17 protein-coding genes are annotated in these 18,947 nt (G+C 69.7%); 11 read left to right on the top strand and 6 right to left on the bottom strand.

Translation table 11 applies throughout. From position 1 onward, the window contains the following. Nucleotides 1-27 precede the first annotated feature (27 nt). From IEZ21_RS02060 to IEZ21_RS02045, 4 genes are all read right to left on the bottom strand, one after another. Nucleotides 28-993, bottom strand: coding sequence for a hypothetical protein (locus tag IEZ21_RS02060; RefSeq protein ID WP_189320140.1), 966 nt, complete (start codon nt 991-993; stop codon nt 28-30). A gap of 48 nt (nt 994-1,041) precedes the next feature. Beyond that, nucleotides 1,042-1,842 carry a sugar phosphate isomerase/epimerase family protein gene (locus tag IEZ21_RS02055; protein ID WP_189320139.1) on the bottom strand — a complete coding sequence of 267 codons (801 nt, stop codon included), beginning with the start codon at nt 1,840-1,842 and terminating at the stop codon, nt 1,042-1,044. Nucleotides 1,843-1,882: 40 nt separating this feature from the next. Beyond that, nucleotides 1,883-2,815, bottom strand: a complete 933-nt coding sequence (locus IEZ21_RS02050; RefSeq protein WP_189320138.1) for a bifunctional helix-turn-helix transcriptional regulator/GNAT family N-acetyltransferase — start codon at nt 2,813-2,815, stop codon at nt 1,883-1,885. 246 nt (nt 2,816-3,061) lie between these two features. Continuing rightward, entirely contained in the window at nt 3,062-4,111 is a 1,050-nt protein-coding gene (locus IEZ21_RS02045; protein ID WP_189320137.1) for a LacI family DNA-binding transcriptional regulator, read from the bottom strand. Nucleotides 4,112-4,308: 197 nt separating this feature from the next. On the opposite strand from IEZ21_RS02045, the gene IEZ21_RS02040 reads away from it, so the two are divergent. The 5 genes from IEZ21_RS02040 to IEZ21_RS02020 all read left to right on the top strand — a co-directional run bounded on the left by IEZ21_RS02040 (nt 4,309) and on the right by IEZ21_RS02020 (nt 9,326). Then, nucleotides 4,309-5,460, top strand: coding sequence for a Gfo/Idh/MocA family protein (locus IEZ21_RS02040; RefSeq protein WP_189320136.1), 1,152 nt, complete (start codon nt 4,309-4,311; stop codon nt 5,458-5,460). Between the two features lie 29 nt (nt 5,461-5,489). After that, nucleotides 5,490-6,635, top strand: coding sequence for a dihydrodipicolinate synthase family protein (locus IEZ21_RS02035; protein WP_373302166.1), 1,146 nt, complete (start codon nt 5,490-5,492; stop codon nt 6,633-6,635). Between the two features lie 337 nt (nt 6,636-6,972). After that, on the top strand, nt 6,973-7,806 hold the full coding sequence (locus IEZ21_RS02030; protein ID WP_189320374.1) for a sugar phosphate isomerase/epimerase family protein: 834 nt from the start codon (nt 6,973-6,975) through the stop codon (nt 7,804-7,806). A 91-nt stretch (nt 7,807-7,897) separates the two neighbouring features. After that, nucleotides 7,898-8,386, top strand: a complete 489-nt coding sequence (locus tag IEZ21_RS02025) for a phosphotransferase (RefSeq protein ID WP_246567210.1) — start codon at nt 7,898-7,900, stop codon at nt 8,384-8,386. A gap of 88 nt (nt 8,387-8,474) precedes the next feature. Then, entirely contained in the window at nt 8,475-9,326 is an 852-nt protein-coding gene (locus tag IEZ21_RS02020; protein WP_245685434.1) for an MBL fold metallo-hydrolase, read from the top strand. Nucleotides 9,327-9,398: 72 nt separating this feature from the next. On the opposite strand, the gene IEZ21_RS02015 is transcribed toward IEZ21_RS02020, so the two are convergent. Continuing rightward, nucleotides 9,399-9,857, bottom strand: coding sequence for a helix-turn-helix domain-containing protein (locus IEZ21_RS02015; RefSeq protein ID WP_189320134.1), 459 nt, complete (start codon nt 9,855-9,857; stop codon nt 9,399-9,401). A gap of 124 nt (nt 9,858-9,981) precedes the next feature. On the opposite strand from IEZ21_RS02015, the gene IEZ21_RS02010 reads away from it, so the two are divergent. The 4 genes from IEZ21_RS02010 (at nt 9,982) to IEZ21_RS01995 (ending at nt 13,974) form a co-directional block, all read left to right on the top strand. Beyond that, nucleotides 9,982-11,175, top strand: coding sequence for a serine hydrolase domain-containing protein (locus tag IEZ21_RS02010; protein WP_246567208.1), 1,194 nt, complete (start codon nt 9,982-9,984; stop codon nt 11,173-11,175). Nucleotides 11,176-11,488: 313 nt separating this feature from the next. Further along, on the top strand, nt 11,489-12,541 hold the full coding sequence (locus tag IEZ21_RS02005) for a helix-turn-helix domain-containing protein (RefSeq protein ID WP_189320133.1): 1,053 nt from the start codon (nt 11,489-11,491) through the stop codon (nt 12,539-12,541). Nucleotides 12,542-12,603: 62 nt separating this feature from the next. Beyond that, on the top strand, nt 12,604-13,014 hold the full coding sequence (locus tag IEZ21_RS02000) for a hypothetical protein (protein WP_189320132.1): 411 nt from the start codon (nt 12,604-12,606) through the stop codon (nt 13,012-13,014). Between the two features lie 78 nt (nt 13,015-13,092). Continuing rightward, the gene (locus IEZ21_RS01995; protein ID WP_189320131.1) at nt 13,093-13,974 is read left to right on the top strand and encodes a hypothetical protein; all 882 of its coding nucleotides are present in this window, start codon (nt 13,093-13,095) and stop codon (nt 13,972-13,974) included. A 53-nt stretch (nt 13,975-14,027) separates the two neighbouring features. Here the strand turns inward: IEZ21_RS01995 and rbsK are convergent, their stop codons facing one another. Continuing rightward, nucleotides 14,028-14,927 (bottom strand): ribokinase, encoded by a 900-nt coding sequence (gene rbsK / locus IEZ21_RS01990; RefSeq protein ID WP_189320130.1) that lies wholly within the window; start codon nt 14,925-14,927, stop codon nt 14,028-14,030. Between the two features lie 222 nt (nt 14,928-15,149). On the opposite strand from rbsK, the gene recD2 reads away from it, so the two are divergent. After that, nucleotides 15,150-17,420, top strand: a complete 2,271-nt coding sequence (recD2, locus tag IEZ21_RS01985) for an SF1B family DNA helicase RecD2 (protein ID WP_189320129.1) — start codon at nt 15,150-15,152, stop codon at nt 17,418-17,420. A gap of 209 nt (nt 17,421-17,629) precedes the next feature. Next, on the top strand, nt 17,630-18,919 hold the full coding sequence (locus IEZ21_RS01980) for a citrate synthase (protein WP_189320128.1): 1,290 nt from the start codon (nt 17,630-17,632) through the stop codon (nt 18,917-18,919). The last annotated feature ends 28 nt before the right edge of the window (nt 18,920-18,947 follow it).

Here is an 18,947-nt window from a genome sequence, read left to right as displayed (position 1 = left end):
CGCGCACCCTGGGCATCGCGCCGGGCATCACACCGCGGAGCCGACCCGGCTCTCTTGTGCGCGGAGTTCCACGTGGAGGAGGTCGACCGTCGAGCACACCGGCGGCAGGATCAGCGGCACCAGCAGGAGCGCCACCGCGGTCGGAGTGATCAGGACCAGTACGCCGGTGATGTACGCGTTGTCGCCGCTCAGCCAGAGCATGGCCAGGCCGAGGGAGTGGGCGACGGGGGCAGCCGCGTACTGGAGCAGCGTGAAGACGAGTACGACGGCGGCCGTGAGGAACAGGCCCATGCCGTACGTCTTCCAGGGCGCGACCCGAGTCAGTGCCCAGGAGCGGCGTACGGCCGCTTTGGAGGAGGAGTTCTCGGACACCAGCACGGCGGTGGCCACGCAGTGGCGGAAATACACCAGCAGGCCGAGCCCTGCGATCGCTATCGGCAGGTACCAGCCCACGATCCGGTACTGCATCGGCACGGTCTCACCGTCGCCCGTACGCTCCAACCCGGGCACCTCGCCCGCCTCGACGGCCACCCACAGTGCGAACCCCAGGAAGGCGACAGCGCCGACGCGCAGCCAGGTCCGCCCCTGCACCCAGATGGCGACGCCGACGTGTGGGCGCGTGCGCGCCCATAACTCCCGGATGCTCAGGCGTCCTTGGTCGCCGTTGCGGGTGTGGTCGAAGGCGACCGCGTGAGCGGTGTGCAGCACGGCGAGGACGACCACCGCGACAACCAGGAGCAGGACCGTGACGACGGCTCCGACCTTTTGCAGCGACTCCATCCGGCCGTCGATGTAGGCCGCGATGGGGTCCTGGTCGGCGACATTCTGCTCCGCGCCTCTCCGGACGTCCTCGAACGTGCCCCAGGACACGAGGAACCCGGCCGCCACGATGCCGCCGCCGACGAGGGTGGTGAGTGCGGTGACGACGAGGGTGAAGCCGTAGAGGGGGCGCCAGGTGCGGCCGAGGGCACGGAGGGCTTCACGGATGAGCATCAGCTGTAATTGTAATTCCCCTTGAACCAAGCCGAGTTGCTCACCCCGTCAGGCCGACTCGTTCAGCAACCGCGACAGGTGCTCCCGGCCGGCGCCCAGCAGACCTTCGAGCGGCGCGGCCTGCTCGTACCACCGCTTCTCGTACTCCCAGCACAGCCAACCGTCCCAGCCCTCGCGGGAGAGGAGTTCCACGCACTCGGTGAGCGGGAGGACACCCGCGCCGAGCGGCAGCGGGGTGGTGTCGTCGGCGGACGCGATGTCCTTGACCTGGACATAGCCGAGGTAGGGGGAGAGGGCCGCATACGTCGAGCCGGGCTGTTCGCCGCCGAGCCAGGTGTGCATGACGTCCCAGAGGGCGCCGACGCGGGGGTGGCCGACGAGGCCGAGGACACGGATGGCGTCCGCGCCCGTGCGGTGCGAGTCGTGGGTCTCCAGGAGGATGCGTACGCCAAGATCGGCGGCGTACTCCGCGGCCGTGCCCAGACGCCGCGCGGCCGTCGCGTCGGCCTCCCCGGGGCTCTGGTCGGTGCCGCCGCCGGGAAAGACGCGGATGAAGGGGGCGCCCAGGTCGCGGGCCAGCTCCAGGAGCCCGCGGATCTCCTGGAGTACGGGTTCGTCGTCGCCCGGTGCGGCCACGCGCGCGTATCCCGCGAGCCCCAGGATCTCCACGCCCGCCCCCTTGAACTCGGCGGCCACGTCGGCCCGCCGGCTCAGGTCTATGCCGGGATGGACCGGCTCCTCGGGGTGCGCGCGCAACTCGACACCGTGGTAGCCGTGCGCGGCCGCGAGCCGCAGCACATCGGGGATGGGCAGTCCGGGAACGCCGAGCGTGGAGAAGGCCAACTTCATGCTGCGGACCCTACCTGCCACCCCCGCATGCTGGGCAGAGTCAGTCCTGTGTGCCGTGCAGGTCCAGGCGCCAGTCCTGGCCGACCAGGTCCACACCGAAGGAACGGTGCGGCTTCTCGGCGAGGAGGACGAAGCCGTGGCGCTGGTAGATCTTGCGGGCCGCGGACAGTACGTCGTTCGTCCACAGGACCATTTCGCGGTAGCCGACGCCCCGCGCGAACTCGATGCAGGCGCGCACGAGTCGGTCACCGATACCGAGGCCGCGCGCGTCCGGCTCGACGAGGAGGAGACGCAGACGTGCGGCTCCCGGCGCCTCGTCCCGTACGCACATCACGCAGCCCACCGCGCGACCGTCCAGCTCCGCGATCCACACCCGCTCCAGATGCGGGTCGTGATCCTCCGCGAAGTCCGCGACGATCCGGGCGACCAGGCCCTCGTAGTCCGTGTTGAACCCGTGCTCGGCGGCGTACAGCGCGGCGTTGCGCTCAACGATCCAGCCGAGGTCGCCGGGGCCGGGGTCCCGCAGGACGACGTCCTCGCGGCGCGGCGTCCGACCGTCGGACAGAACGTCCCGGATCGTGCGCATCGCCTCGGTCAGGCGGGGCCGGTCGTCCGCCGGAACGGTGGCCAGCAGCGAACCGACCGCTTCCCGCGAACGCTCGTCCAGCAGATCGGCCACCTCGCGCCCGCGCACGGTGAGCGTGATGTGACGCCGCCGGGTGTCCGTCTCGGAGGGCGCGCGCTCGATCAGCCCGTCCTGCTCGAACTTCGCCAGGATGCGGCTCAAATACCCGGCGTCCAACGACAGTTCACCACGCAGATCGGCGGCGTCCGTACGGAGTGAATGCGCGAGTTCGTACAGCACCCGAGCCTCGGTCAGCGTGTACGGGGCGTACAACTGGCGGCTGTAGTCCAGCGCGCCGATGACGTTCGTATAGAAGCGGTTGAACGAGCGGATGTCCTGGATGGTCATGGGCCGAACCTCGAGATGGTTGACTCAGTCAGAGATATCGCTGTCCTGAGGGTAGACCGACGACGACGCCTCGTCCATGGCTCGGTTCGCTACCGCGCCCCTGAAAGGAGGCCGCAGGCTTCTCTTTCAGGGGCGCGGGACTGTACCAATGCGGCTCCGCCGCGCGGGCGCGGGGAACTGCGCGACAAGCCACGACGAACCCGCACTCGCCCACGAACCGAACCCACCACCCCCGTAGGCGCCCCGCTACCCCTTGGGCACGCCCGTAGACCCCCGCACCATCAACTCCCCCCGCACCGTCACGATCCCCCCCTCCGGGGCCTCCTCCCGCCCCATGGCGACCCGCCCGGCCAGGGCCCCCGCCTCCGAGAGCGGCAACCGCACCGTCGTCAGCGCGGGCACCGCATCGACGCTGAACGGCAGGTCGTCGAACCCGACGACCGAGACGTCATCGGGGATACGCAGCCCCGAGTCGCGCAGCGCGGCACACGCGCCGAGCGCGACGGTGTCGTTCGCGGCGACAACGGCCGTCAACGACGGCTCGCGGCGCAGGAGTTCGAGGGTCGCCTCGTAACCCGCCCGGCGGTCGTAGCGGCCGTGGACGGTCCACGCGGGGTCGTCGGGGATACCGTGCGCGGCGAGCGCGGCCCGGTGGCCTTCGAGGCGGTGGCGGGTCGTGGTCCGCTCCTCGGGGCCCGCGATGTAGCCCATGCGGCGATGGCCGAGTTCGATCAGGTGCTCGGTGAGCTCCTGGCCGCCGCCGCGGTTGTCGAACGTGAGCGCCACCGCGTCGGTGTCGGCCGGTGCGGGCGGACGTCCGCACAGCACCACCCGGGTCCCCGCGTCCGCCAGCTTGCGCAGCTTCGTCGCGACGGCCGTCGCGTGCGCGGTGTTCTCGACGGCGCCGCCGGTCAGTACGACCGCGGCGGCGCGTTGGCGCTGAAGGAGCGTGAGATAGGTGAGCTCGCGTTCCGGGGAGCCGCCCGTGTTGCAGACGACGCCAAGGCGTTCCCCGCCCGCACGCCCGCCGGGTCCGCCGATCTCGGACTGGATCGCCGCCGCCATGATCCCGAAGAAGGGGTCGGCGATGTCGTTGACCAGGATCCCGACCAGGTCGGAGGTGGCGGCGGCCAGTGCGCTCGCCGGGCCGTTCAGTACGTAGTCCAGCTCGTCCACGGCCCGCAGTACCCGCTCCCGCGTCGTTGCCGCCACGGGGTAGTTGCCGTTCAGCACGCGGGACACGGTGGCGGGCGAGACCTGCGCGCGAGCCGCCACGTCCGCCAGGGTCACGGTCATCTATCGTCCTCCGGTCAGGCCTCTACATAGGTACATCCCGCACACGACCGCATGTCTCGCACATCTCACCACCGCGCGGTCTTGTCCGATCCGCTGCACAGAGGCTAGCTTCTCATCACATAGAAAGCGCTTGCTGTAACGCTCACCTGTTCACCTGTGGGGCGTACGCGGCGCAGAACGCGTACGAAGGGAATGACGTGACACGCAAGACGGTGCGCATCGCGATGAACGGCGTGACGGGACGCATGGGCTACCGCCAGCATCTCGTCCGCTCCATCCTCGCCCTGCGCGAACAGGGCGGCCTCGACCTGGGCGACGGCACCGTGCTGTGGCCCGAGCCCGTGCTCGTCGGCCGCCGTGAGTACGCGCTGAAGGCGCTCGCGGACCAGCACGGCATCGAGCACTGGTCCACCAGCCTCGACGCCGTACTCGAGGACCCGGCCGTCGACATCTACTTCGACGCGCAGGTCACCTCCGCCCGCGAGGACGCCATCAAGAAGGCCATCGAGGCCGGAAAGCACATCTACACCGAGAAGCCGACCGCGACCGGCCTCGACGGCGCACTGGAGCTCGCCCGGCTGGCCGATGCCAAGGGCATCAAGCACGGCGTGGTCCAGGACAAGCTCTTCCTCCCGGGCCTGCTCAAGCTCAAGCGCCTCATCGACGGCGGCTTCTTCGGACGGATCCTGTCCATCCGCGGCGAGTTCGGCTACTGGGTCTTCGAGGGTGACTGGCAGTCCGCCCAGCGCCCGTCCTGGAACTACCGTGCCGAGGACGGCGGCGGCATCGTCGTCGACATGTTCCCGCACTGGGAGTACGTCCTCCACGAACTGTTCGGCCGCGTCAAGTCCGTACAGGCGCTGACCGCGACCCACATCCCGCAGCGCTGGGACGAGCAGGGCAAGCCGTACGCCGCGACCGCCGACGACGCCGCGTACGGCATCTTCGAGCTGGAGAACGGCGCCATCGCCCAGATCAACTCCTCCTGGACCGTACGCGTCAACCGTGACGAGCTGGTGGAGTTCCAGGTCGACGGCACCGAGGGCTCGGCGGTCGCCGGCCTGCGCAACTGCCGTGCCCAGCACCGCAGTTCGACGCCGAAGCCGGTCTGGAACCCGGACATCCCCGCCACCGAGGTCTTCCGCGACCAGTGGCAGGAGGTGCCCGACAACGACGAGTTCGACAACGGCTTCAAGGCCCAGTGGGAGCTCTTCCTCAAGCACGTGTACGCCGACGCGCCCTACCACTGGGACCTGCTCGCCGGCGCCCGCGGCGTCCAGCTCGCCGAACTGGGACTGAAGTCCTCGGCCGAGGGCCGCCGTTTCGACGTACCGGAGATCTCGCTGTGACGACTGGGACTACTGGAACGACAGGGACGATCCAACTGCCCGGTGCGGACGGGGTGTTGAGGTCCTACACTCCGCGCACGGAACCCCTCGCCCTCACCACGGGCGCCCCGTTCAGCTCCCGTACGGTCTTCTCCGCCGCGCACGTCGTGGCCGACCCGTACGCGGATGTCTCCCCCGACTCACCCGCGGCCGTCGACTGGGACGCCACCCTCGCCTTCCGCCGCCACCTGTGGTCGCACGGGCTCGGCGTCGCGGAGGCGATGGACACGGCTCAGCGGGGGATGGGCCTGGACTGGGCGGGAGCGGCGGAACTGATCCGCCGCTCGGCCGCCGAGGCGAAGGCCGTCGGCGGGCTGATCGCGTGCGGGGTGGGCACGGACCAGCTCGCCTCGGGCTCCTTGGCGGAGGTCCAGGCGGCGTACGAGGAGCAGCTCGCGCTCGTGGAGGGGACGGGCGCGCAGGCGATCCTGATGGCGTCGCGGGCGCTGGCGGCGGTGGCCTCCGGTCCCGAGGACTACCTCGACGTGTACGGGCATCTCCTCCGCCAGGCCTCCGAACCCGTGATCCTGCACTGGCTCGGCCCGATGTTCGACCCGGCCCTGGAGGGCTACTGGGGCTCGTCCGACCTGGACGCCGCGACCGACACCTTCCTGGAGGTCATCGCCGCGCACCCCGACAAGGTCGACGGCATCAAGGTCTCCCTCCTGGACGCCCAGCGGGAGATCGACCTGCGCCGCCGGCTGCCGAAGGGCGTCCGCTGCTACACGGGCGACGACTTCAACTACCCGGAGCTGATCGCGGGCGACGACCAGGGCTTCAGCCACGCCCTGCTCGGCATCTTCGACCCGCTGGGCCCGCTGGCGGCAGAAGCCGTCCGGGTCCTCGACACGGGCGACGTGAAGGGCTTCCGCGAACTCCTCGATCCCACGGTCGAGTTGTCCCGCCACCTCTTCCAGACCCCGACCCGCTTCTACAAGACGGGCGTGGTCTTCCTGGCCTGGCTCGCGGGCCACCAGTCGCACTTCACGATGGTCGGCGGCCTCCAGTCGGCCCGCTCGCTCCCGCACTTCGCCCGCGCGTACGAACTGGCCGACGGGCTGGGATTGTTCCCGGACCCGGCGCTGGCCGTGGCGCGGATGAAGAGCTTGCTGTCGCTGTACGGAGTGGAACATTGAACCCTCCCCCAGCTGAAGCAGGGGGATTCCTGGCTCAGGAAGCCCCACAGGCCAGCGGCCTGCAAGGTCTTACTCCCTCAACACCAGCCGGGACGGAACCTGCCCGGTTTGTTGAGCAAAGCTCGGCAGTGCCGTCTTGGTTCTCGATCGGCACGGTGTGCGTGCTTGGTTCTCGCAACGCACGGCAGGCACGTTACCCGATCGCGTGGCGGGATTTCGCCCTGGAGGCGAAATCCCGTTCCTTGCCCTGCTCCGCAGGAGTTCGATTCCTCCCCCGCTTGAAGGCGGCGGCATCCTCGAAGGAGACCAGGTGAGCGAATCCGTGAGTGGATCAGTGATGGTCGAGAACCTTTCCCGTTTCTCGATCAACCAGATGACGGTGAAGCAGCTATCGCTGCCCGAACTGGTCGACGCCTGCCTGGAGTTGGGTGTACCGGGCGTGGGCCTGTGGCGCGAGCCGGTCCAGTCGTACGGCGTGGAGGCGACGGCCAAGCTGATCCGCGAGGCGGGTCTCGCCGTGACGACGTTGTGCCGGGGCGGTTTCTTCACGGCGATCGACCCGGACGAGCGGGCGAAGGCGCTGGACGACAACAGGGCGGCCATCGACGAGGCGGCCACCCTCGGCACGGACACCCTGGTCCTGGTCTCGGGCGGCCTTCCGCCCGGCTCGAAGGACCTGCACGGCGCGCGGGAGCGCATCGCGGACGCACTGGCCGAGCTGGGGCCGTACGCGGCTGAGCGCGGCGTCCGGCTGGCCATCGAGCCGCTGCACCCGATGTTCGCCTCGGACCGCTGCGTGGTGTCCACCCTGGCCCAGGCGCTGGACCTCGCGGAACGCTTCCCGGCGGAGCAGGTGGGCGTGACGGTCGACACGTACCACATCTGGTGGGACGACCAGGCCCCCGCCCAGATCACCCGCGCGGGCGCCGGCGGCCGCATCCACACCTTCCAACTGGCCGACTGGACAACCCCGTTGCCGGAGGGCGTCCTCACCGGCCGTGGTCAGATCGGCGACGGCGCGATCGACATGAGGGAGTGGAAGGGCTACGTCGAGGCGGCGGGCTACACCGGTCCCATCGAGGTCGAGCTTTTCAACGCCGGGCTGTGGGCACGGGACGGCCGCGAGGTGCTGGCGGAGACGGCGGCACGGTTCGTGGAGCATGCGGCGTAAGGGCGTACATGGCCTGACGAGCTTGGGGCGCCCTACGAGGGAAGGGGCGCCCCATCTTGACGTTCGCGGCTGGGGTGCGACGCGGGCCTGGGTGGAGCAGGCGCTGTCTGCGGGCGAGCACATCGACGGCGTGGTGCGGCTTCGTGGCGGGTGGACGTCGGAAATGCGGCGTCTGGACATCTCCGGGCCGGGCGGTCGGCGCTCGATGGTTCTGCGGTCGTTCGTCAAACCCTTCTTCTTGCGGCACGCGGAGGGGCTGCTGAGCCGCGAGGCGGACATTCTGCGCCTGCTCGGCGATACGGACGTGCCCGCGGCCACGCTGGTGGGTGTGGACGCGACGGCGCAGCACTGCGATCACCCGTCCTTGCTGATGTCCCTGCTGCCGGGGTCCGTGCGCCTGGGCGATGAGGGGGCCGACCGGCGTTCCGATCTGCCGGCGGTTGCTGGACGCCTTGGCCTTCGCCCGGACGCCGAGAAGGTGGCCGTCCCATGGCGCGAACTGGACCGAACCGATCTGATCCCCACCGTGCTGACCAGTCGGCTGGAGGGTTACGTCCAGGCTTTGCTCGACCGCTACTGAGCGGACCCTGCGTTTGACGGGAGTCCGCCCAGGGGCTGGACTGGAATCGCGGGCGCTGCGGCCGGACCCCGTTCTAGGGAGAGCAGCGATGACGACCATGGAAACCTTCCACCTTCTGCAGCCGTACCGGATCGCCGAGGAGACGTTCGTCATCCCGTGGGCTCTGGAAGCCCCGCCGGTCGGCCACTTCCCGATGAATTCGATGGTGATCCGGGGATCCGAACCGGTGCTTGTGGACACCGGGGCACCGGCGGTTCGGTCCCAGTGGCTGGAGGCCGCGTGGTCCGTGGTGGATCCGTTGGACGTTCGGTGGATCTTCCTCACTCACGACGACCGTGACCACGCCGGCAACCTCTTGGCGGTACTCGCTGAATGCCCGAACGCGACGCTGCTGACGACGTGGTTCTCGATCGGGCGCATGGCCGAGGAGTGGGAGACGCCCATCAACCGGTGCCGCTTCATGATCGACGGCGATACGGTGGATGTGGGTGACCGAACTCTGGTGGCCAAGCGGCCGCCGTTGTACGACAACCCCACGACCCGCGCCCTCTTCGACCCGAAGACCGATGTCCTGTGGGCGGTGGACACCTTCGCGACGAACGTGCCCGCTCCCATCCCCGAAATCGCCGACCTGTCCGCCGATGAATTTCGCGAAGGCCAGTTCTTCGGCGGGCGCCTGGTCTCGCCCTGGGTCGCGCTGCTCGACGGCCGGAAGTTCGGGGCGGTGGTGGACGACTTCCAGCGGCTGGATGCCGAGGTCATCGCCGGCTGCCATTCACCGGTGCTTCGCGGGCCGCGGATCGCGGAGGCGTACGACCTTCTCCGCCGGCTTCCCGAGATTCCCGCGTGGCCGGAGTTCACGCAGGCCGACCTGGACCAGTGGATGGCGGTTGCCGAGGGGTCGGTCCCGCCGGAACAGCCACGGCCGTCGGCCACGTGACGGGTGTTCCCGCCGCCATCAAGCCGAGCGGCACACGGCCGCCGGTGGGCGGTCGGCACCTGCGCAAGCGCATTACAGGCCGAGAGACGTCTGTGTCTGCCGCGTCTCCTGTATCTCCTGCTCGTCAGTGAAGGCACCGGATGACGCCGCCCCGCCGAGGAGTGCCGTGGCGAACGCCGCCGCAGCGACGAACGCCCAGCGTGGCCGCCACGAGCGCTTGGTTTCGTCGTTGCGTGGGGGTGGGGCGTCGACGTGCCCGCAGACGATGGTGGTGCGCGCGTCCGCCCACGCCTCCGCCTCGTCGTCCCGCACTCCGCAGGCCGTGACGAACGCGACGACCAGCTCCTCGCGGGGCAGCCGCTCCCTGCCGAGCATGGTCGCCGCCGTGGAGTAGGGCAGCGTGTGGCCCGCCGCCGTCGCGCGGCGTTCCAGCTGGCGGTAGCTCAGGCCCGACCACGCCTTGAGGCGTCGTAGCGCCGCCACGAAGGCGGCCGGGTCGGTGTCCGGTGGTGTGGGCGGTGCGGTGGTCATGACGGTGGTCCCCCCTGGTGAGCTGGACGTACACGGGCTCGCACAAGCTCGAACACCCTGACAGCTTGAGGAACGGCGACAGCGGCGGTCAACCTCGGTGCGGATTCCCGATGTTGGAGGTCATATGGGCAAGGGTCTTCGTCTGCGTCACTGTCGCCGTACGGGCGTCGCCGCCACGGTCCTCTCGGTTCTGGTGATGGTGGGCGGATGCGCCGAAGAACGGGCCGCCGGGCGCGCGGCACCGCCCGGCGCCCCGTTCCCGAAGGCGCGCGACGGGGAGTCGGTCGCCGGCTTCCTCCGCCGCACCCTGCCCGCCGGGTCCGGCGGCACCGTGATCGCCGCACGCGGCGGCGAACTCGCGTACTGCGGAGGGTTCGGGACGGCGGATCGTGCCTCGGGCACCCCCGCGAGCTGCCGCACCGTGTACGACGTCATGTCGAACACCAAGCAGTTCACCGCGGCCGCGATCCTGAAGCTGGAGGTGATGGGGCGGCTGCGGGTGAGTGATCCGATCGGCCGGCACCTGGGGTGGCCGGTTCCCGGGGACAAGCGCGGCATCACGATCGAGCACCTGCTCACGCACACATCGGGCCTGGTCGAGGGGCTCGGCGACGACTACGAACCCGTCTCGCGCGACGAGTTGGTGCGGCAGGCCCTGGCGTCGAAGCTGCAGTCCGTCCCGGGTGCGGAGTTCCACTACTCCAACACCGGGTACAGCCTGCTCGCCGCGATCATCGAGGAGGCGTCCGGGGAGGGCTACGAGCCGTTCCTGGCCCGTCACCTGTTCGCACCGGCCGGAATGGACCGGACCGGATACGTGCTGCCCCGGTGGCCGCGGCACCTGGTCGCGGTGGAGTACGACAGCGAGGGACGGAGCCAGGGCAGGCCCGTCGACCATCCCTGGGCGGCCGACGGGCCGTACTGGAACCTGCGCGGCAACGGCGGCATGCTCTCCACCGCGGGTGACATGTTCCGCTGGCACCGAGCCCTCTCGGGCGACGAGATCCTTCCGGCGGCGGCCAGGCGGAGGCTGTTCGCGCCCCACGTGCGGATCCCCGACTCCGACGAGCTGCTCGGGCCCGGCGCGTCGTACTACGGATACGGCTGGGTCGTCACCGGCACTTCCGAAGGCCCGCTCGCCTGGCACAACGGCGGCAACGACTGGTCTCTGGGCTATCTCGCGCGCTGGCCGCGCGACGGCGTCCTGGTGTTCTGGGTGAGCAACCACGCCTACCAGGACGGGAAGTGGGACCTCCAGGACCGTGCGGAGAAGCTGACGCTGGGCATCGCCGACCGCGTACGGGCGGAGGACCACTGAGGTCCCGTAAAAAATCTTCCGGAAGCCGTGCAACCCTCCGCCCACCCCGCGGGTCGTACTTGGCATCAGAGCTTCTGGAGGGGGGATCTGGGGGGATCCGCGGGGGTTCTGATGTTGGGGGAGGGGTAGAACGAGGGGCTCGGTCGACGGACCGGGCCCCTCGAAGCCTTTCCAGCGGCGCTTCGAGCGACCTTTTGACCGGCGCTTTTGGGCCAAGTCGTGCGGCCGGTAAGCGTGTTGCTCTCTGTGGCGGCTGTGCCTCACTCTGCTTCCCGAGCGGGACGACCGTAGGGGGGCAAGGGGGGCAGGTTTTGTGCTGCGCATCCACTTCACGTCCGAGGACTTCGGACGCATCCGGCTGGCAAGACATCCCGATCCGCTCTGGGAGATCACGTGCAGCCTGCACCGGCTGCAGACGAAGCGCGGGCGCTGGGCCTTCGCCGACTGGCACCGAACCACCAGGGCCACACTCGCGGGCACCCCGCTCGGTGCCGCGGTACGCCGGTTGATCGTTCCGCTGGTGCCCCTGGCGCACTACTTCCCCGACTTCCTGACCCCGCCCGAGGCCGCCGACGGACTGGACCGGGGACTCGCGGCGATCATCGACACCCCGGCCGCACGGGTGGCACACGAGATCGACCTGCTGGACCAGACCAACGGCTGCCCCGCCTGGGCGCCGACACTCCTGGACCGCACGGCCCGCGAGGAACTCGCCAAGGTCCTGCGTGCCTACCACGACGCCGTCGTCGCGCCCCATCACGACCGCATTTGCGCGATGGTCGCGGGCGAACGCGCCCTGCGCGCCCGCGAAACCCTCGATACCGGCATCGACGGACTGCTCGGCAGTCTCTCGCCCGCCATACGCTGGCAGCCGCCCGTGCTCCACGTCGACTACGTCGATGACCGGGACCTGCATCTCGGGGGACGCGGACTGCGCCTCGTCCCCTCCTACTTCTGCTGGCAGACGCCGATCTCCCTGGCCGACTCCACCCTGCAGCCGGTGCTGGTCTACCCCTTGCACGGCTCCTGGCTGCCGGCGCCCGTACGCCCTCTCGACGCCTCCCTCGCCGCGCTCCTGGGGAAGACCCGCGCGGCCGCACTGCGGGCCGTCGCCCTCGGTGCCACGACGACGGAACTGGCGCGCTCCCTCGGCGTCTCCCCGGCCACCGCCACGCACCACACGGCGGTGCTGCGCGACGCGGGTCTGATCATGAGCCGACGCCTCAACAACACCGTGCTGCACACCCTCACTCCGCTCGGGGCGGCGATGCTCCGTCCCGTCGGCTTGCCGCGGACACCGGCGGAACACCCGCCTCCGCCGCCTGAGCTGCGACTTTCGAGCCCTGTCGAAGGTCGTAGTGCGTGAGTGCCCCGGTCTGCGAGCGTTTGCGGCGCAGCAGGCACCCACCACCACCGAAGGGCGAACCGATGAAGAAAGCCATTGTCTCCGGCGCACTCGCGCTGGCCTCCGCCGCGACCTGCGTGGTCGCGATCGCTCCCACCGCGTCCGCCGCCCCGCAGGCCTGTGTGACCTCGACGCTGACCACAGGGGCGCGAGGCGGCCAGGGCACCGTCGTCCGCAAGTCGTCCACCAGCACCTGCAGCGACCTCAACCTCACCTTCGCCGACGACAAGACGACGGTGGGCTACGACGAGTACGCCGGCCGTCTCCGCAACTCCAGCGGCACCTGGTTCCAGTGCAGTGCGGGCTACATCGGTGTGCTCGACGGTTCGTACCCCGTCGACCGCTACCTGCCCTGCACGGACGTCAATGACAACACTCCGTTCGCGATCTCGAGCTGGTTCAACGGCGGCGACACCGTCCGCATCACCCACTGACCCGATCCCGTGACTCCCGGGGGGTGTCGTCACAGACGGCGCCCCCCGGGGCCCCTGCGAGAAAGAGGAATGGTCCGGATGATCCGCACGGCGATCCCTAGCCGGTTCATGCTCCGTACCGTGGTCACGGCGGTCGCCGCAGCGCTGCTCGCCGCCTGCTCGACCGGCTCCGGTTCCTCGGACCGCACCTCGTCCGAGCCCGAGCCCGTTCCCCCGGCCCGCCTCAGCCACGGCCTGCCCGACGACCCCGTACGGATGCTCTTCCCCGCGACCGGTGCCGAAAGCCGGTGGACCCAGGGGCTGGACGTCTTCGTGCGGCAGGTGTCCCGTGCCACCGCGGCCTCGTGCGCACATGACCACGGGATCGGCCTCCCTGAGGACGTTCCGGTCGCGTTCATCCGCTTCTTCGAAGTGCCCGACCTGGACTTCATCGCTCGGCACGGACTGAGCGAGAGCGCTCAGGTCCCCGCGCTCGAGACAGGCCCAGCCGCTACCCGCCCCGGCAGTTCCGCCGAGGTACGCCGCTGCCTCTCCGAAGGAGCGGCAGCAGCCAAAGCGCTGCACGACTCCTACGCCACGCTTCAGCGCCGGTGGTTCCGCGAACTCGCCTCCGTGAGCCGCGCTCCCGCCACGCACCGTGCCCTGGGCACGCTGCCCGACTGCCTCGCCCAGCACGGCGTCAAGGCCCGCGACGAGGGCGGTGTCATGGCCGTCGCCGACGCCCTCCTGCAAACGGCCGCCCCCGCCGACATCCCCCGCGCCGGGCGCCGACTCGGCCGCGCCTACGCCACCTGCATGCGTCCGGTCGAAGCCGTCCGCGAACCCGCACGTCTCAGCCTGCGGACCCGCTTCCTCGCCGAACACGCCGACGAGGTCCGCGAGTTGCGCGAGACGCTTGTCCCCTCCCTCCGCAGTGCGGAGAAGGAACACGGCGTAAGCCTCGCCTTTCCGGCGCCCTGACGGACGTATCCGGGCAGCTCAGAAAATGACCCCACACCGCGTTCCGGCCCGCTTCACATGGAAGCGATCTCCTCCGCGCTGGGGAACGAAGCCTGGGCGCCCTCCCGGGTGACCGCGACGGCGCCCACGCGTGCCGCGTACGCCGCCGACTCCGTGAGGGACTCCCCGGTCCCGAGCCGCCAGGCCAGGGCCGCGGTGAAGGCGTCGCCCGCCCCCGTCGTGTCCACGGCGTCGACCTTCACGGACGGGACGCGGGCCACCCCGGACGCGTCGGCGACCAGCGCGCCCTCCTCGCCCAGCGTGACGACCACCGAGCGCGGGCCCCGCGCGAGGAGCGCCTCGGCCCACTCCGAGGGCGTGGCGCCCGCGTCGGCACCCAGCACCACCCGCGCCTCGTGTTCGTTCACGATCAGCGGGTCGCAGGCCGCGAGCACCTCGTCCGGCAGTTCTCGCGGAGGGGACGGATTCAGTACGAAACGGGTGCCCGGCCGCAAGCCTCGTACGATCTCCTCGACCGTCTCCAGGGGGATCTCCAGCTGGGCCGAGACCACCGGGGAGGCGGCGAGGAGGGCCGAGGCCGTGCGGACGTCCTCCGGGGTCAGGCGGCCGTTCGCGCCGGGCGACACGACGATGCTGTTGTCGCCGGACGGGTCCACCGTGATCAGCGCGACGCCGGTGGGCGCCCCGCCGACGAGGACGCCGGCCGTGTCGACACCGGCGTTCCGCATCGAGTCGAGCAGCAGCCGCCCGTGGCCGTCGTCGCCGACCCGTGCCAGCAGCGCCGTACGGGCCCCGAGGCGGGCTGCGGCGACCGCCTGGTTGGCGCCCTTGCCGCCCGGGTGGACGGCCAGGTCGGAGCCGAGGACGGTCTCCCCGGCGCCGGGGCGGCGCTCGACGCCGATCACCAGGTCGGCGTTGGCCGACCCGATGACCAGCAGGTCGTAGTCGTACATCACTCTCTCCTCGTGGAGTTCCCCGTGAATCCCTGGGCGGACTGGCTCAGGAGCCGTGTGGGCCGGCTCAGGACATGAGGTCGGCGACGTTCTCGGACGTCACCATCTTCACCGGGACCTTGGCCCTCGCGGTGACCATCTCACCGTCCGCGGCCTTCAGCGCGTGATGAAGGTTGTCCACAGGTTTCGCGCGCTGTCAGAGGCGGGCGGTAGCGTCGGATCATGTCGAATCTGGCGGGGAACCAGGCGGGCACCGGGGCGCGGAACCTGGCGGTTCTCGAGGGCGTGCTGGAGCGGATCACGTACGCCAACGAGGAGAACGGCTACACGGTCGCCCGGGTGGACACCGGACGGGGCGGCGGCGATCTGCTCACGGTCGTCGGCGCGCTGCTCGGCGCCCAGGTGGGGGAGTCCCTGCGGATGGAGGGCCGCTGGGGGTCCCACCCTCAGTACGGCAAGCAGTTCACGGTGGAGAACTACACGACGGTGCTGCCCGCCACCGTCCAGGGCATCCGCCGCTATCTGGGATCCGGCCTGGTCAAGGGCATCGGGCCGGTGTTCGCGGACCGCATCACCCAGCACTTCGGGCTCGACACCCTCCAGATCATCGAGGAGGAGCCGAAGCGGCTCATCGAGGTGCCAGGGCTTGGCCCCAAGCGGACCAAGAAGATCGCCGACGCCTGGGAGGAGCAGAAGGCGATCAAGGAGGTCATGCTCTTCCTCCAGACCGTCGAGGTGTCGACGTCGATCGCGGTCCGTATCTACAAGAAGTACGGCGACGCCTCGATCTCGGTGGTCAAGAACCAGCCGTACCGCCTGGCGTCCGACGTCTGGGGCATCGGCTTCCTCACCGCCGACAAGATCGCCCAGTCCGTCGGTATCCCGCACGACAGCCCGGAGCGCGTCAAGGCCGGTCTCCAGTACGCCCTTTCGCAGTCCACCGACCAGGGCCACTGCTTCCTCCCGGAGGAGCAGCTGATCGCGGACGCGGTGAAGCTGCTCCAGGTGGACACGGGCCTGGTCATCGAGTGCCTCGGGGAGCTGGCGGCGCCCCAGGAGGACGACGGCGACCCCGGAGTCGTACGCGAAAAGGTCCCAGGTCACGACGGCGGCGACCCCGTGACGGCCATCTACCTGGTCCCCTTCCACCGGGCCGAACTCTCCCTGTCCGCCCAGCTGTTGCGCCTCCTGCGCACCGACGAGGACCGGATGCCGGCCTTCCGGGATGTGGCCTGGGACAAGGCCCTGGCCTGGCTCAAGGACCGTACGGGAGCGGAGCTGGCCCCCGAGCAGGAGGAGGCCGTCCGCCTCGCGCTCACCGAGAAGGTCGCCGTGCTCACCGGAGGCCCCGGCTGCGGCAAGTCCTTCACGGTCCGCTCGATCGTGGAGCTGGCCCGCGCCAAGAAGGCCAAGGTCGTCCTGGCCGCGCCCACAGGCCGGGCCGCCAAGCGGCTGGCCGAGCTCACGGGCGCGGAGGCCTCGACCGTGCACCGGCTCCTGGAGCTGAAGCCCGGCGGGGACGCGGCGTACGACAAGGACCGCCCGCTGGACGCCGACCTGGTGGTCGTGGACGAGGCCTCGATGCTCGACCTGCTCCTGGCCAACAAGCTGGTGAAGGCGGTGCCTCCGGGGGCGCATCTGCTCTTCGTGGGAGACGTCGACCAGCTGCCGAGCGTCGGCGCTGGGGAGGTCCTGCGCGATCTGCTCGCCGAGGGCGGCCCGGTGCCCGCCGTCCGGCTCACCCGGATCTTCCGCCAGGCCCAGCAGTCGGGAGTCGTGACCAACGCGCACCGGATCAACGAGGGCAAGCAGCCGATCACTCAGGACCTGAAGGACTTCTTCCTCTTCGTCGAGGACGACACGGAAGAGGTGGGCCGGCTCACGGTGGACGTGGCGGCCCGGCGCATCCCCGCCAAGTTCGGCCTCGATCCGCGCCGTGACGTCCAGGTCCTCGCCCCCATGCACCGCGGCCCGGCGGGCGCGGGCACCCTCAACGGACTGCTCCAGCAGGCGATCACACCCGCCCGTCCCGACCTCGCCGAGAAGCGCTTCGGAGGCCGGGTCTTCCGCGTCGGCGACAAGGTCACGCAGATCCGCAACAATTATGAGAAGGGCGAGAACGGTGTCTTCAACGGCACGGTCGGCGTGGTCACCTCCCTCAACGTGGACGACCAGCGGCTGACGGTGCTGACCGACGAGGACGAGGAGGTGCCGTACGAATTCGACGAGCTCGACGAGCTGGCGCACGCGTACGCGGTGACGATCCACCGCTCCCAGGGCAGTGAGTACCCGGCGGTGGTGATCCCGGTGACCACCAGCGCCTGGATGATGCTCCAGCGCAATCTGCTCTACACGGCCGTCACCCGCGCCAAGAAGCTTGTGGTGCTGGTCGGTTCACGCAAGGCGATAGGGCAGGCGGTACGCACGGTGTCGGCGGGCCGACGTTGTACGGCCCTGGATTTCCGGCTCTCACCCCGCCCTCTCGGCCCGTGAGCCAGATTTGATCGATCAAATGAGTCGCAAGGGTCACAGAGCACTTCCGCAGGCAGGGCGAAGGGGGGCAGGATGAGCAGGGTGGCGGCACTGAGTGCCGCCAATAGGCCCAATGGTCGACCCCGAGTGCACTCTCCTGCGCCAAATGGGGGATGGTAGAAGCAGTCAGGGCACCTCGAAGAAGAGGCACAACGTCGGTGAGGGATGACGTGAGCGACAACTCTGTAGTACTGCGGTACGGCGACGGCGAGTACACCTACCCGGTGATAGACAGCACCGTCGGCGACAAGGGCTTCGACATCGGGAAGCTCCGCGCCCAGACCGGTCTGGTCACGCTGGACAGTGGTTACGGCAACACCGCCGCCTATAAATCCGCCATCACCTATCTCGACGGTGAGCAGGGCATCCTCCGGTACCGCGGTTACCCGATCGAGCAGCTGGCAGAGCGCTCCACCTTCCTCGAGGTGGCCTACCTGCTGATCAACGGTGAGCTTCCGACGGTCGACGAGCTCTCCACCTTCAAGGGCGACATCACGCAGCACACGCTGCTGCATGAGGACGTCAAGAACTTCTACCGTGGCTTCCCGCGCGACGCCCACCCGATGGCGATGCTGTCGTCGGTGGTCTCCGCGCTGTCCACCTTCTACCAGGACAGCCACAACCCGTTCGACGAGACGCAGCGCAACCTCTCCACGATCCGCCTGCTCGCCAAGCTCCCGACGATCGCGGCGTACGCGTACAAGAAGTCGATCGGGCACCCCTTCGTCTACCCGCGCAACGACCTCGGTTACGTCGAGAACTTCCTGCGTATGACCTTCTCGGTCCCGGCGCAGGAGTACGACCTGGACCCGGTCGTGGTCTCCGCGCTCGACAAGCTGCTGATCCTGCACGCGGACCACGAGCAGAACTGTTCGACCTCCACGGTCCGTCTGGTCGGCTCCTCGCAGGCGAACATGTTCGCCTCGATCTCGGCCGGCATCTCGGCGCTGTGGGGTCCGCTGCACGGCGGCGCCAACCAGTCCGTGCTGGAGATGCTGGAAGGCATCAAGGCCAACGGCGGCGACGTCGACTCCTTCATCCGCAAGGTGAAGAACAAGGAGGACGGCGTCCGCCTGATGGGCTTCGGCCACCGGGTGTACAAGTCCTTCGACCCGCGCGCCAAGATCATCAAGGCCGCGGCGCACGATGTCCTCTCGGCCCTCGGCAAGTCCGACGAGCTGCTGGACATCGCGCTCAAGCTGGAGGAGCACGCGCTCTCCGACGACTACTTCGTCTCGCGCAACCTCTACCCGAACGTGGACTTCTACACCGGGCTGATCTACCGGGCGATGGGCTTCCCGACCGAGATGTTCACGGTCCTGTTCGCGCTCGGCCGTCTCCCCGGCTGGATCGCCCAGTGGCACGAGATGATCAAGGAGCCGGGTTCGCGGATCGGCCGCCCGCGGCAGATCTACACGGGCGAGGTTCTTCGGGACTTCGTCCCGGTCGAGGCGCGTTAAAGCGGCTTTTGCAAGTCACGGCGCCCTA

It is taken from the genome of Streptomyces flaveus (assembly GCF_014647675.1).
GTDB lineage: Bacteria > Actinomycetota > Actinomycetes > Streptomycetales > Streptomycetaceae > Streptomyces > Streptomyces flaveus.
Note: the sequence above shows the minus strand (reverse complement) of the source record. Positions and strands in the feature narration are given on the sequence as shown.